We start from the raw sequence: 13,485 nt of genomic DNA, 5'->3' as shown, positions 1-13,485 counted from the left end.
ACAGGAAATCCTGGGTCCTCAAGTCGAAAAACTGGAGAAATTGAACGAAATGATGAGACCCTGGCTTTCGGAGCAGAAATACGACGAAATTCTGAAAAAGGTCGAAGCCCAAATGAAAAAGACAAATCTCAGCGACGACAGCCACAGCGGATACGGATTGTTTTAAATATTCCGGTCTTCAGCCCGCAAGCCGGACACGATTACAAATCCCGGTTCCGAACCCTGCACAACCAAAGAGTCCGGAACCGGGATTCGCATGAAGGACTGGATTTTACGTTCCGGCATCCCGGAAACACTCCTACTTTAAAATATACACGAAAATACACGATCATTTGTACCTCATAATTATTTCTTCCAGATCAATGAGAATGTACAAACATAGTAATTGAAAGAATATGAAACAGATTAAATCGACATTATTAATGATTACATCAGCAAGTCTTATGTCTTTAGGTTGCACCTCCAAGCCCGGCCCGCTGGGTGAAAAGACAATCGAACTCGACGATTTCGACTTTTCGACATCTATTTCGGAGATACTGCCCGAACGCTACAAAAAAACACCGAATACGGATATGAAATCTATTTGGTTCCATCCGTATCGGGCGAGAATGTGTACGAGAGAGACTCATGCCGCAGCTACTCCACAGATGAGGTTCTGTGGATCGAGTACCGGCATGGCATGCGCAGTTGGACCGATGAATACCTGAGCATGGCGGGCCGGACATTCAACGCCGCCAATTTTGCTACGACGTTAGACGGCCGTATTTTTGTGGTGAGCGGATTTATCGACGAACTCACACAGGCCGAAAACGACGATTTCATCGCGCAACTGAGTAAACGCTACGGCGAACCGGAACATACCAAGAATTCGTTTTTCATAGAAGATTACGACCTTTACACATGGACACTGGAAGATCGGACGCTCAAATATGCAGTTGCCACCACCGACGAAAGCAACGCTGTGAAATTCGAAGTGGAACGCAACGAAGCAGGCGAACTGACCGACATCCGTCCAGGTGAACGTGAAACGCACCTTCAAAGTTATTTCTTTGTGATCGACGCCGCATGGAAGGAGCGTTTCCTCGCTTCCGGACATCCCAGATCAGGCGATTTTGTTTTCTGCAAATAAACTTTACGCCGGATTTTTGCGGCACTGTCCCGACCTGAAAATGCCCCCTGCGGAAGATATGGTTATTTTTATATAATGTAAATCTGACGATAAACCATACAGAATAACTGACATGAAAAAACATTATTACTCCTACATCGTTCCCGCCATGATTTTATTTGCCGGTATCCAGCTCCCTGCCTGTGCCTCCAAACCCGGTCCCCTGGGTGAGAGGACAATCGAACTCGACGATTTCGACTTCTCGACATCCATTTCCGAAATATTGCCCGAATGTTACAAAGACCCCGAATACGGAGACGACTTTTATCTGGTTCCATCGTCCGGATTCGGCAGGAAAGGATACGGCAAAGAGACATACCGCGATTTAGACACGAACGAGGCCCTGTGGATCGAATACCGGTGGGGCTCGGTCTGCTCGACCGATGAATACCTGAGCATGGCGGGCCGGATATGCAACGCCGCCAATTTTGCCACGACGTTAGACGGCCGCATTTTTGTGGCGAGCGGGTATATCGACGAACTCACACAGGCCGAAAACGATGACTTTATCGCCCAACTAAGCAAACGCTACGGCGAGCCTGTACATACCGAGGAATCATTCTGCTCCGATTACGACCTCTACACATGGACGCTGGAGGATAGAACAATCAAGTACGCGGTCGTCACCACCAACGAAAGCAACGCCCTGATAATCGAACTGGAACGCAACGAGACAGGCGACCTCACCGACATCCATCCAGGTGAACGCAGGACGTACCTTCAAGGTCGTATCTTTGTGATCGACGCCGCATGGAGAGATCGTTTCCTTGCATCCGACCTTACAAGGACGGGCGATTTTGTTTACTGCAAATAAACTTTACGCCGGATTTTTGCGGCGCTGTCCCGACCTGAAAATGCCCCCTGCTGAGAGAACTCATGAAGGCCGAAACCTATGCGCAGAAGCAGGAAATCCTGGGTCCTCAAGTCGAAAAACTGGAGAAATTGAACGAAATGATGAGACCCTGGCTTTCGGAGCAGAAATACGACGAAATTCTGAAAAAGGTCGAAGCCCAGTTGAAAAAGACAAATCTCAGCGACGACAGCCACAGCGGATACGGATTGTTTTAAATATTCCGGTCTTCAGCCCGCAAGCCGGACATGACAGCGAATCCCGGTTCCGAACCCTGCGCAATAAAAGGGTTCGGAACCGGGATTTGCACGATATGCCGCATGTTACGTTCCGGCAGGCGGAAAGTCACTCCTCGGCGGCATACGCTTCGGCGAGGGCCGCCGAAGCGAGCTCCTCTTCCGCAACCATCCGAACCTCCGCGGAGGAATCCTTCTGAATGGTTTTCGCCTGAATTTTCCCCTGAATGGCAACTCCGGACTCCACACGCACCGAGTCCGAAATCAGGTCTCCGATAACGACTGCCGGAGTCCGTACCTCGATGATGCGTTTTGTGGTAATGCTCCCTTTGAAATAGCCGCAGATCATGGCCGTATCGCTCTCGATATTCCCCTCGAAGTGGGCCGAAGCTCCGAGCATCACGTTCTTTTTTGACCGCACATTGCCGCGGATATAACCGTCGATCGAAATATCAGCGTCGGTCTCGACATCTCCGTAGAGCCGCATCTTCGCCGAGATGTAGCTTTCTTCTTTTGAAAACAGTTTCATAAACAGTGACTTTTAAGTGATTCGATTACTTGACTTCATCCGGGTCGGGACGCTCCCAACCCTCCCGATAAACCTCGGGACCGTTAAGCAGGGAACCGATCCACTCCATGCAAACCCGCCGGGCTATTGCACACCACGACAGGCCTAACCTGAAAAACTTCTTCATAATGAGTTTGAGTTTTCGCGTTCCCCAGTTCCGATGGAGCAGCCATAAAAAGAAAGCGTGGAACTGAAATCCCACTTATGCGAACAGGCTCTGGTAAACCTTATGGTTAAATAGGACACAATCCCACGCCACGAGTCGTGACGTAGAAAAACTATGCCTATCTTCACCAGGAATTCAATTTACCAGATTTCGTTCGCAGAAGATAGAACTTACACTTTCGTGCAAATTGTAAAATGTCGCAATCCCCTTTGAGATTACAGCGACAAAGACAGAAAAATAATTTTGTTTTTTGTTACCTTTGTGGCAATGATTACCCCGGACGACATATTCCGTATCGCGGACAGGACAACCTTCGACGCCGCGGCGCTGGAGGTATTCCGCCGCCAGGCCCGCGATTGCGCCCCCTACCGCGAATACCTCGCCCGGATCGGCGTCCGGGCGGAGTGCGTGGACACGCCGGAAAAGATTCCGTATCTGCCCATCGGATTATTCAAAACCCACGACATTTACTGCGGGGAGGCGCCGCCCGAGGTCGTTTTCACCTCCTCGGCCACGACGGGCATGACTCCCTCGCGCCACCCGATGCGTTCGCTGGCGCTCTACGAACAGGCGTTCCGCACGGCATTCCGGGCCTTCTACGGCAATCCCGCCGGGCTGAGCCTCTATGCCCTGCTGCCCAATTACCTGCGGCGCAAAGGCTCGTCACTGGTCTACATGGCCGACCGGCTGATCGCCGACTGCGGTTCGGGCGGGTTTTACCTCGACGACTACGAAGCTCTGCTGGCCGCCATGGAGCGGGACCCGAAGCCAAAAATCCTGCTGGGCGTAAGCTATGCGCTGTGGGACCTTGCGGAGCGTTACGCCCCGAAACTCCCCGGCACGATCGTGATGGAGACGGGCGGCATGAAGGGCTACCGTGAAGAGATCCCGAAGGAGGAGTTCCACAAAATCCTCTGCAACGCTTTCGGCGTCGGGGAAATCCATTCGGAATACGGCATGGCCGAACTGACTTCACAGGCCTATTCGGCGGGCGGCAACGTGTTCCGCTGTCCGGGCTGGATGCGCGTCACGGCGCGCGATGTCAACGATCCGTTCGACCTGCTCCCGGCCCGAACCCGTGGCGGGCTGAACATCGCAGACCTTGCAAACTGGTGGTCCTGCGCCTTTATCCAGACGCAGGACGTGGGCCGCGTCGGAGCCGACGGGTCGTTCGTCGTCGAAGGCCGCATCGACCATTCGGACATCCGGGGCTGCAACCTTTTAGTACAATGAAATACCGGTTGAAATATCAGAAATGTATCGCAGCTCCGAATGCCGTTCTCACGGCGTTCCGCCGTGTTTGCAAATCCGCCCCACCCCTAAATCCCCGCCCGGGGCGGGGACTTGGATGCCGCAAGCGGCAAAGTGTCGCTACGAACCCCTTTACAAATTATCAAACTCCATGAAAACCGTCGCATTCGTTCCCATTCGGCTCAACAGCCAGCGTGTCGCAGGCAAAAACCTCCGGCCATTGGGCGGCTCGCCGCTGATGTGCCACATCCTCAAAACCCTGACTTCGGTAGAGGGCATCGACGAAGTTTACGTCTTCTGCAGCGACGAGAGGATTCGCGAACTGCTGCCCGAAGGGGTTCGGCTGCTGCGCCGCGACCCGTCGCTCGACAACGACACGACGCTCGGCAAAGAGATTTACGACAGTTTCACGGAAAAAGTCGAGGCGGACCTCTACCTGCTCGCACACGCTACTTCGCCCTTCATCCGCGCGGCGACGATCGCCGATGCGCTCGGAAAAGTCCGCTCGGGCGAGTTCGACTCGGCATTCAGCGCCGAGGAGATCCGGACCTTCGCGTGGTTCGGCGGCAAACCGCTCAACTACGCCCTCGACAACATTCCCCGCACGCAGACCATCGAGCCGGTTTATATCGAAACCAGCGCCTTTTTCATCTTTTCGCGCGAACTGTGGCGCAGCCGGGGCCGCCGCATCGGCGAGAGGCCTTACATGGCCGTCGTGGACCGTATCGAAGGACTGGATATCGACTACCCCGAGGATTTCGCGATGGCGGAGATCATCGCGGCAAGCCAGAATTTGCCGAGATAGAAAAAAGGGCGGTTTTACAACCGCCCTTTTTTATTCTGCGCCCCGCTCGTAGGCATCGATCATCGACCCCTTCGTCCGGTTTACGATCCGCGCCCCGAGCGAGCGGGCATAGTCGCGCAACACCTCGTGACCGCGAAACAACTCGGCGACCTCCGCCAGGTAAACGGCCATCGTATAGGGCCGGCGGGGAACCTTCTGGAAAATCGGCTTCGGAGCTGCCGGAGCGTCGTCGTAATAATGGCCGTCGGACCGGCAAAGGCGGTTTTCGCCGTCGACCGACAAGCCGTCGAGCAACGTATGGTCCACGCCGCAAAGTTCCAGCCTCTTATACCCCAGCAGCAGGGCGATGTACTCGCACACCTGCACCACGGTCCCGAAATTGGCGCTTCCCAGGCCGCGGCGGAAGAGCCAGAACTCCACGCTCCGGAATCCCGAATAAACCTGCGTATGAAACTTTACGATGCGGATATTCGCATTGGGCAGCGCCGCACGGTAGTCGAACCGCTCAGGGTTGTAATACTGCACGTAGAGGTTCATCGGCCACGTCACCCGCTCATTGAGAACCCGGTAAAGTTCCGCAACGCGGTCGCGGTAGACGCTGTCGCGGAAAAACATCGGGTCGGAAAGCACGTAATAAGCCGGCCGGACCGTCGTAAAACGCTCGTCCAGTGCAAAATAGTTGACCGCCATAACATCCTTCGCCGTGTGTTCGCCCCGCTCGATCAGCCGCGGCAGGTCTTCGGCCAGCGAAGGCCCGTTGCCGAGGATCAGGACCGAAGGCTTCGGCTCCCCGACCGTCCCGGCGCGGCGGATGTAGTTGCGGAAGTTCTCCTTCACGGCCATCACGGCGAAGTACAGCGCCGTGTCGAAGCTGTTGCGAATGAATGCGATGATTTTCTCGGATGCGGTCATCGGACTGGTTTTATTTGCAAAAGTAGCAAAAGATCAATATCTTCGCAACAAAACCCGGCAGAACAGATGTCAGAACACCCTATTTCGGTCGTCATACCCCTCTACAACAAACAACGCGAGATCGGCGAAGCGGTGCGTTCGGTGCTGGCGCAAACCCTCCTCCCCCGGGAAATCATCGTCGTGGACGACGGGTCGACCGACGGCAGTGCGGAGATCGTACGCTCGATCGGATCACCGCTGGTACGGCTCGTCCCGCAGCCCAATGCCGGGGTATGCGCCGCGCGTAACCACGGCATCGAAGAGTCGACGGGCGAGTACATCGCCCTCCTGGACGCCGACGACGCATGGGAGCCGGGATTTCTCGCCGAAATCACCGCAATGATCGACCAATTTCCCGGCTGCGGCATGTACTGCACAGCCTTCAACATTGTCAGCGACGACGGGCTCTACCCCGCACCGACACCCTCGCAGCGCGGCATCGTCGGGAATTTTTTCCGCGACTCGGCCCACCAGTATATCGCCATTCCGTCGGCCTGCTGCATCCCGCGGCGCGTTTTCGACAATGTGGGACTGTTCCCCGACGGCATGAAGATCGCCGAGGACCTCTACATGTGGATCCGGATTGCCCGCCGCTATCCGGTCTGCTTCTCGCCCGAACGGCTGGTTCGCTACTCGCGGGTCGCATCGAACCGATCGGCGACGAGTTACACCCCCGAACAGACCGTCTATTCGTTCGAAGAACTCTACGACCCCAATGCACCGGAGGAGGACCGGGAATTCGTGGCCCGCGCCGCGCTGGGGAAAGCCCTCGTCATAAGCGCCAAAGGCGGCACGAAGGAGGCCGCCCGCGCCGCCCGGTTCTTCGCCTACACGAAAACCTATCGCCGCACGCTGCGCAAGGTCCGCTTGCTGAACGCCCTGCCCGCCGGTTGGCGCGGCCCGGTGATCCGGTTCTACAACGCGCTGGCCTGGCGCCTCGCCCGCAAAGGACTCTAAACCCAAGACCATGAAATACCTCCTGCAAACCCTGCTGCTCCTGGCTGTCTTCACGAGTTATGCCCGGCAAACGCCCGACCATACGCTCCGCTCGGGCGGCATCGAACGCACGTACAAACTCCACCTTCCGGAAGGGCTGCCCGACGGCGCACCGCTGGTCGTCGTCCTCCACGGCTACGGGGGTCAGGCCCGACCCGAAAGTTACGGAATGAACGAGATCGCCGACCGCCACGGCTTCGCCGTCTGCTACCCGCAGGGCGAAAAGGACGGGCGCGGCAAGACCTGCTGGAATGCGGGCTATCCGTTCCAGGCCGGCATGGCCATCGACGACGTGCAGTTCATCACCGAACTGGTGGCGCACCTGCAGCAAAAGCACCATCTGAGCGGGCATAACGTCTTCTGCACCGGGATGTCGAACGGCGGCGAGATGTGCTACCAACTGGCCGTACAGCGGCCCCGGCTGTTCGCCGCCGTGGCCCCCGTCTCGGGGCTGATGCTCGAATGGCTCTACCGGGCCGACGACTCGACGGTTCCCGTACCGCTGTTCGAGATACACGGCACGGCCGACAAAACCTCCGCCTGGGAAGGCGACCCCGAGAACAAGGGCGGCTGGGGCTCCTACCTCCCCGTGCCGCTGGCCGTGCACCACTGGGCCTCGAAAGACCGCTGCAACCGCATCGAATGCGACACGCTTCCGGTCGGCAATCCCGAAACCGGACACCGCGTCGTCGCACACCGGTTCACGGGCGGCACGGACGGCTGCGAAGTGTGGCTCTACGAAGTGATCGGCGGCAAGCATTCGTGGTTCTTCGACCGCGACATCGACACGGGCGAGGAGTTGTGGAAGTTCTTCAGCAAATACATCCGGTAAATAAAAAGGGTTCCGAACGATTCGGAACCCTTTTCATTTTACAGAACGGCGTCAGTTCGAAAACGAAAGCCCGTCCTTTCCGGCGTCGATCGAGATCGGCTTCGAGTGATCGACTTCGCCCGCAAGAATCCGCTTCGAGAGGTCGTTCACGACATAACGCTGGATGACCCGTTTCACGGGACGCGCTCCGTAGAGCGGGTCGTAACCCGCCGCGGCGATCCATTCGCGTGCCTTGTCGCTGTATTCCAGGCGGATGCCGTTCTCCGAAAGCATCTTGCGCACGATGCCCAACTGGATATCGACAATGCGTTCGATGTCCTTATGCGTCAGCGGTTCGAACATCACGATCTCGTCGATACGGTTCAGGAATTCGGGCTTGAGTTGCTGCTTCAGCAGGTCGATCACCGCCAGGCGGGTTCGCTCGACCACCTCCTCGGGCAATTTCTTGCCGTTGAAGGCCTCGGCGAAATTCTCCTGGATTACGTGCGATCCCATGTTCGAGGTCATGATGATGATCGTGTTGCGGAAATCGACCGTACGCCCCTTATTGTCGGTCAGGCGGCCGTCGTCCAACACCTGCAGCAGGATGTTGAAGACATCGGGATGCGCCTTCTCGATCTCGTCGAGCAACACGACCGAATAGGGTTTGCGGCGCACGGCCTCGGTGAGCTGGCCGCCCTCGTCGTAACCGACATATCCCGGAGGCGCTCCGACGAGCCGAGACACGGCATGCCGCTCCTGGTATTCGCTCATGTCGATACGCGTCATCATCTGGTCGTCGTTGAACAGGAACTCCGCAAGGGCTTTCGCCAGTTCGGTCTTGCCGACGCCCGTCGTACCGAGGAAAATGAACGAACCGATCGGCTTGCGGGGATCGTTCAGCCCGGCGCGCGAGCGGCGCACGGCATCGGAAATAGCCGCGATGGCCTGCTCCTGTCCGATGACGCGCCTGTGGAGTTCGTCCTCCATATGCAGCAGTTTCTCACGCTCCGAAGCCAGCATGCGCGTCACGGGAATCCCCGTCCAGCGCGATACCACCTCGGCGACATCCTGCGCATCAACCTCCTCCTTGATCATCGACCCGCTGGCCGAAGCGAGGCGGTACTCCTCCTGGAACGCTGCGATCTCCTTCTCGGCCTCCTGAATCTTGCCGTAGCGGATTTCGGCCACCTTGCCGTAGTCGCCCTGGCGTTCAGCCTGCTGGGCTTCGATTTTCAGGCTTTCGATTTTGTCTTTATTCGCCTGGATTTTTTTGAGCAGATCGCGCTGCCCCTGCCACTTGGCGCGCATCTCGGCGTCGCGCGCCTTCAACTCTTCGATCTCCTTGGTGAGGTGCGCCACACGCTCCTTGTCCTTCTCGCGGCGGATGGCTTCGCGCTCGATTTCGAGCTGGCGTACCCGGCGGTCGAGGGTGTCAATCTCCTCGGGCACGGAGTTCATCTCCAACCGGAGCCGCGAAGCGGCTTCGTCCACCAGGTCGATAGCCTTGTCGGGCAAAAAACGCGACGTGATGTAACGCGTCGACAGTTCGACGGCCGCCACGATAGCCTCGTCCTTAATCCGCACCTGGTGGTGGTTCTCGTAACGCTCTTTCAGGCCGCGGAGAATCGAAATAGCATCCTCCTGCGAAGGTTCGTCGACCATCACCTTCTGGAAACGGCGTTCGAGGGCCTTGTCCTGCTCGAAATATTTCTGAAACTCGTCGAGCGTCGTGGCGCCGATCGTCCGCAGTTCACCGCGCGCAAGGGCCGGTTTGAGGATGTTTGCGGCATCCATCGCACCCGATGACTTGCCGGCTCCGACCAGCGTGTGGATTTCGTCGATGAAGAGCAGTATTTCACCCTCGCTCGACACGACCTCCTGCACGACCGCCTTCAGACGCTCCTCGAATTCGCCCTGGTATTTGGCGCCGGCGATAAGGGCTCCCATGTCCAGCGAGTAGATGACCTTCGATTTCAGGTTCTCCGGCACGTCGCCGTCGATGATACGGCGGGCAATACCCTCGGCGATGGCGGTCTTGCCGACACCGGCCTCGCCCACGAGGATCGGGTTGTTCTTCGTACGCCGCGAAAGGATTTGCAGCACGCGGCGAATCTCTTCGTCACGGCCGATAACCGGATCGAGTTTGCCGCTCCGGGCCTGCTCGTTCAAATTGATGGCATACTTGCCCAGGGCATCGAACTGCTGCTCGGAAGTCTGCGAATCGACCGTCGCTCCCTTGCGGAAAGTACGGATGGCCTCGATCAGTTCCTTCTCCGTCGCACCGTTGCGCTTGAGGATGTCGGCGGACTGTCCGCGCTCGGCCACAAGGCCCAGCAGCAGGTGTTCGACCGAAGCGTATTTGTCACCGAAGTTCTTCGTAAAATCGACGGCACGCTGGATTACCTTCGAGGTATCCTGCGCAAAGAACTGCTCGCCGCTTCCTTCGACGCGCGGCAGCGAACCCACGGCCCGCTCGGCTTCGTCGCGCAGCCCGCGTACATTCACGCCCACACGCCCCAGAAGGAACGTCGAAAGCGAATCGTCCTCGCGGATCAGCACCGCGAGCAGGTGAAGCGGTTCGACAGCCTGCTGTCCCCGCTCCCGCGCCAGGTTGAGCGCTGCTTGCAGCGCCTCCTGCGCTTTAATGGTTAACGTGTTAATGTTCATAAGTATGTGTTTTTAGAATTTTCTTGTTGTATACCCAACTTCCGCAAAACCCCTGCCAGTCTGCATTTTCAGCCATTGTGTCATCTTTTGTCACATATTGACCGCCAGATTCCGCCAGACTGTCAGCCGCACAACCAGATTCCGGGAATTCGGGAGGGGGACATTCTACCTATCAAATACCGTCCAAAAGGCCATACAGGGCATACAGCAGGGGGACAAGAACGTCCTGCGCGCATCTACGACAGCCAAATTTTTCTACCTTCGCAGCCGATAAGCGTCTTTTAGGCAAACAGCAGTCAATACTAACATAAAAACAGGCTCTATGCCGCTTCGTACGATTCATTGTCGCCGAATCATTCAAAACCCATAAAACCATGAAAAAAACTCGTTTTTCCCTGCTGATCGCGGCAATTGCGTTAGCCGTCACCTCGTGTGATTCACTCAAATCAGCATTCACTCCCACCAAGATGGACACCATCGAAGCAACGACCAAAGTTGCCGACGCCATCAAGAAGAACATCGACTTCAAAGAGTGGAAAATTTACAAAATCTATTGGATGGAGGGTGAAAGCCTCGAAAACGATCTGTTCTCCGTCCACCTGGAGATGATCAACAAATCCAATGGCTGCTTCACGCAAAGCCTGATCCTCGGCGGACAGACCGCCGGAACGGTCACCGACCTGCGCGACGCCTCCGGCAGCGGTGTCAAAGACCGGAAGTTCGACGAGATCAAGGGTATTACCCCCGAGATGATCAACGCTGAGATTATCCAGAAACAGTACGACGCAGCCAAGGCCGCGATTCCCGAGGAGTATGAATTCCGCAGCATCGGCTCCTATACGATCGCCGAAGCGGTCACTTCGGGCAGCTCGTTCCTCGACCGGGACAAAAAACTCGGCGAGATCAGTTGCGAATTCGAGATCAACGTCATCGAACCGGGCAAGGAGTACGTCGAAAGCGCCGGCAAAAAGTCGCTCCAGTACTACCAGGTAGATTTCAAGGCTTTCGCCGACGGTACGGTCGAAATGGACGAGTAAGACTCCGGCATCGAATTGTAAAAAGCGGGAACCGGTTTCGGTTTCCGCTTTTTTCATCCCCGCCGGCTCAAATTATTCTTAATTTTCGTATCTTTGCGCTACTATGAGTGATTTCATCGTCAGCGCACGCAAATACCGCCCCGCGACCTTCCGATCGGTCGTTGGGCAGAAACATATCACCTCGACGCTCCAGAACGCCATCGAGCGCGGCCAGTTGGCCCACGCCTACCTCTTCTGCGGTCCCCGCGGCGTAGGCAAAACCACCTGCGCCCGCATCTTCGCCAAAGCTATCAACTGCCTTGCGCCCAACGGCGCCGAAGCATGCAACGAGTGCGAATCGTGCCGCTCGTTCAACGAAGGACGGTCGCTCAACATCCACGAACTGGACGCCGCGTCGAACAACTCGGTGGAAGATATCCGCACGCTGATCGAACAGGTACGCATCATTCCGCAGGTGGGCCGTTACTCGGTATTCATCATCGACGAGGTCCACATGCTCTCGGCGGCGGCCTTCAACGCCTTCCTCAAGACGCTCGAAGAGCCTCCCGCACACGCCATTTTTATCCTGGCGACCACCGAAAAACACAAGATTATCCCGACCATCCTCTCGCGCTGCCAGATTTACGACTTCAACCGCATCCGCGTCGAGGATTCCGTCGAATACCTCAAATACATCGCCTCGCAGGAGGGCATCACGGCCGATGAAGAGTCGTTGAACCTGATCGCCCAGAAAGCCGACGGCGGTATGCGCGACGCTTTGTCGATGTTCGACAAAGCCGTATCGTTCTGCGGCATGGCGCTCGACTACCGCAATGTAGCCCAGACGCTGAACGTCCTGGACTACGACACTTATTTCGGCGTCACGGAAATGCTCCTCGCGGGCAACTACGTCGACGTACTCGTTACCTTCGACACCGTATTGTCGAAGGGATTCTCGGGGCAGACCTTCATGGCGGGCATGAACCGCCACATGAGGGACCTTCTGATGGCCAAGCGTCCCGAAACGCTGCGGCTGATCGAAATGACCGGAACACTGCTCGAACGATACCGGACGCAGGCGGGCGCCTGCAGTGTCGAGTTCCTGTTCGGAGCCATCTCCGTACTGACGGAGCTCGACGGGAAGATCCGGCAATCGTCGAACCAGCGGTTGCTTGTCGAGCTGGGCCTGATGAAAATCGCGGGGCTCGGCCAAAAAAAAAATGACACCCTGACATCCCCCGGGGAGTATCCGCTTCCCAGCCTGACACCCCGTACGGCGGCAGCGACCGCTCCGGCAGCACCTGCGGCCCCCGTGCCCACGGCACAACCGCAGACAGCCCCGGCAGTCGAACCCGTCGCAGCAGCAGCGCCTGCTCCGGCCGTACCGCAGCAACCTGCGGCGGTTGAGCCCGAGCCTGTCGTGCAACCGGTTCCCGCACCCGCTACCCCGCCCCCTGCGGCAGAGCCCCGGGTGGAAACGGCGCCGGCACAGCCCGCGGCGCCGAAACCTGCGCCCCAGCCTGCCCGGCGACCGCTAATCTCGGGAACCTCCCTTTCGGAACTGCTCGCCTCGGCGGGCGGTGATGCGGACGAAGAGTCCTCCGAGGACGAATTGTCCGAGCCGGAAGCCGTGGCGATCGACCCCGAGTGCGAACGGAAACTGGTGCACGCCCGGGATAAGATCCTGAACCTCATGAAGGAGCGGCGTCCGCGGTTCGTCCCGGCCTTCGAACTGATGACCGTGCGGGGCAACACGATTTCGCTGAGCGTACCGACGAGCGAACTGCGCGAGGAGATTCTCCGCAGCAAGACGGGTATGCTGATGCGCATCGCCGAACTGGCGGACATCACGGGAGCCATCGAACTGGAGGTCGTCGTCAACGAGCAGATACGGGCCGCCCGCCCGATCAAGCTCGAAGACCGGGTGAAACACATGACAGAGAAAAACCCGCTGATCGTGGAACTCCGCCAGGCGTTGGATTTAGAAGTGGAATAAC

Annotated in this window: 12 protein-coding genes; 8 read left to right on the top strand and 4 right to left on the bottom strand. The window is 57.4% G+C overall.

What is annotated here, in order from left to right:
• Positions 1-610 precede the first annotated feature (610 nt).
• Together I2E69_RS14725 and I2E69_RS14720 are read left to right on the top strand one after the other, a co-directional pair.
• Positions 611-1,129, top strand: a complete 519-nt coding sequence (locus I2E69_RS14725) for a hypothetical protein (RefSeq protein WP_195461977.1) — start codon at positions 611-613, stop codon at positions 1,127-1,129.
• Positions 1,130-1,241: 112 nt separating this feature from the next.
• A complete protein-coding gene (locus I2E69_RS14720; protein ID WP_195461976.1) occupies positions 1,242-1,982 on the top strand; it encodes a hypothetical protein in 741 nt (246 codons plus the stop codon).
• A gap of 381 nt (positions 1,983-2,363) precedes the next feature.
• On the opposite strand, the gene I2E69_RS14715 is transcribed toward I2E69_RS14720, so the two are convergent.
• Positions 2,364-2,783, bottom strand: coding sequence for a polymer-forming cytoskeletal protein (locus tag I2E69_RS14715; RefSeq protein ID WP_195461975.1), 420 nt, complete (start codon positions 2,781-2,783; stop codon positions 2,364-2,366).
• Positions 2,784-2,808: 25 nt separating this feature from the next.
• Positions 2,809-2,949: a hypothetical protein gene (locus tag I2E69_RS14710; protein WP_195461974.1), complete on the bottom strand. Its 141-nt coding sequence runs from the start codon at positions 2,947-2,949 to the stop codon at positions 2,809-2,811.
• Between the two features lie 306 nt (positions 2,950-3,255).
• Between I2E69_RS14710 and I2E69_RS14705 the strand changes: the two genes are divergently transcribed.
• Positions 3,256-4,221: an acyltransferase gene (locus I2E69_RS14705; protein ID WP_195461973.1), complete on the top strand. Its 966-nt coding sequence runs from the start codon at positions 3,256-3,258 to the stop codon at positions 4,219-4,221.
• Between the two features lie 169 nt (positions 4,222-4,390).
• A complete protein-coding gene (locus I2E69_RS14700; RefSeq protein WP_195461972.1) occupies positions 4,391-5,044 on the top strand; it encodes a cytidylyltransferase domain-containing protein in 654 nt (217 codons plus the stop codon).
• Between the two features lie 30 nt (positions 5,045-5,074).
• On the opposite strand, the gene I2E69_RS14695 is transcribed toward I2E69_RS14700, so the two are convergent.
• A complete protein-coding gene (locus tag I2E69_RS14695; RefSeq protein WP_195461971.1) occupies positions 5,075-5,956 on the bottom strand; it encodes a hypothetical protein in 882 nt (293 codons plus the stop codon).
• 66 nt (positions 5,957-6,022) lie between these two features.
• On the opposite strand from I2E69_RS14695, the gene I2E69_RS14690 reads away from it, so the two are divergent.
• Both I2E69_RS14690 and I2E69_RS14685 read left to right on the top strand, forming a co-directional pair.
• Positions 6,023-6,952: a glycosyltransferase family 2 protein gene (locus I2E69_RS14690; protein WP_195461970.1), complete on the top strand. Its 930-nt coding sequence runs from the start codon at positions 6,023-6,025 to the stop codon at positions 6,950-6,952.
• A 10-nt stretch (positions 6,953-6,962) separates the two neighbouring features.
• Positions 6,963-7,823, top strand: a complete 861-nt coding sequence (locus tag I2E69_RS14685; protein WP_195461969.1) for an alpha/beta hydrolase family esterase — start codon at positions 6,963-6,965, stop codon at positions 7,821-7,823.
• A gap of 51 nt (positions 7,824-7,874) precedes the next feature.
• Here I2E69_RS14685 and clpB read toward each other — a convergent pair whose 3' ends face one another.
• Entirely contained in the window at positions 7,875-10,472 is a 2,598-nt protein-coding gene (gene clpB / locus I2E69_RS14680) for an ATP-dependent chaperone ClpB (protein ID WP_195461968.1), read from the bottom strand.
• Between the two features lie 374 nt (positions 10,473-10,846).
• On the opposite strand from clpB, the gene I2E69_RS14675 reads away from it, so the two are divergent.
• Both I2E69_RS14675 and I2E69_RS14670 read left to right on the top strand, forming a co-directional pair.
• Entirely contained in the window at positions 10,847-11,509 is a 663-nt protein-coding gene (locus I2E69_RS14675; RefSeq protein WP_195461967.1) for a hypothetical protein, read from the top strand.
• Between the two features lie 103 nt (positions 11,510-11,612).
• Positions 11,613-13,484, top strand: coding sequence for a DNA polymerase III subunit gamma/tau (locus tag I2E69_RS14670; protein ID WP_195461966.1), 1,872 nt, complete (start codon positions 11,613-11,615; stop codon positions 13,482-13,484).
• Position 13,485: the final 1 nt, after the last annotated feature.

The organism is Alistipes sp. D31t1_170403_E11, from assembly GCF_015553985.1.
Lineage (GTDB): Bacteria > Bacteroidota > Bacteroidia > Bacteroidales > Rikenellaceae > Alistipes > Alistipes montrealensis.
This window is presented reverse-complemented; position numbering and strand designations above follow the sequence as displayed.

Excerpts from the sequence above, each read along its gene's own strand:
- I2E69_RS14720 (WP_195461976.1), top strand. The coding sequence starts at position 1,242 with ATGAAAAAACATTATTACTCCTACATCGTTCCCGCCATGATTTTATTT.
- I2E69_RS14715 (WP_195461975.1), bottom strand. The coding sequence starts at position 2,783 with ATGAAACTGTTTTCAAAAGAAGAAAGCTACATCTCGGCGAAGATGCGG.
- I2E69_RS14710 (WP_195461974.1), bottom strand. The coding sequence starts at position 2,949 with ATGAAGAAGTTTTTCAGGTTAGGCCTGTCGTGGTGTGCAATAGCCCGG.
- I2E69_RS14705 (WP_195461973.1), top strand. The coding sequence starts at position 3,256 with ATGATTACCCCGGACGACATATTCCGTATCGCGGACAGGACAACCTTC.
- I2E69_RS14700 (WP_195461972.1), top strand. The coding sequence starts at position 4,391 with ATGAAAACCGTCGCATTCGTTCCCATTCGGCTCAACAGCCAGCGTGTC.
- I2E69_RS14695 (WP_195461971.1), bottom strand. The coding sequence starts at position 5,956 with ATGACCGCATCCGAGAAAATCATCGCATTCATTCGCAACAGCTTCGAC.
- I2E69_RS14690 (WP_195461970.1), top strand. The coding sequence starts at position 6,023 with ATGTCAGAACACCCTATTTCGGTCGTCATACCCCTCTACAACAAACAA.
- I2E69_RS14685 (WP_195461969.1), top strand. The coding sequence starts at position 6,963 with ATGAAATACCTCCTGCAAACCCTGCTGCTCCTGGCTGTCTTCACGAGT.
- clpB (WP_195461968.1), bottom strand. The coding sequence starts at position 10,472 with ATGAACATTAACACGTTAACCATTAAAGCGCAGGAGGCGCTGCAAGCA.
- I2E69_RS14675 (WP_195461967.1), top strand. The coding sequence starts at position 10,847 with ATGAAAAAAACTCGTTTTTCCCTGCTGATCGCGGCAATTGCGTTAGCC.
- I2E69_RS14670 (WP_195461966.1), top strand. The coding sequence starts at position 11,613 with ATGAGTGATTTCATCGTCAGCGCACGCAAATACCGCCCCGCGACCTTC.